This window comes from Streptomyces sp. P17 (genome assembly GCF_032436805.1).
Lineage (GTDB): Bacteria > Actinomycetota > Actinomycetes > Streptomycetales > Streptomycetaceae > Streptomyces.
On sequence record NZ_JAVRBF010000879.1, the window covers coordinates 1 to 269 of the forward strand.

Sequence of the window (269 nt, forward strand, 5' to 3'; positions counted from 1 at the left end):
CCGGAATCCAGAATTTAGCAACGCATCGATCGCCTTGCGCCCGATGCGACGAAACTCTCTGGGGACGTTAAGTTCGGTGCAAAGCGCTTGAAACTGCGCTTTCACAATTACGGCCGCGGCCTCTGCAGAAGCATCGAGCTGGACGATCACTTGGCTGATAGCATCGTGGCCACGGGCGTAGGACATGGACAATGTCGCATCCGCAAAGACAAGATGCGCGCCTACCAGATGCGCGCCACAACGCTGGGCTAAGGCGGCGGCTGCCCGCT

1 protein-coding gene is annotated in these 269 nt (G+C 59.1%); it reads right to left on the reverse strand.

What is annotated here, in order from left to right; all coding sequences use genetic code 11:
* On the reverse strand, window positions 1-186 hold a 186-nt coding region (locus RMT89_RS43305), incomplete at its 3' end, for a hypothetical protein (RefSeq protein ID WP_315889246.1).
* Window positions 187-269: the final 83 nt, after the last annotated feature.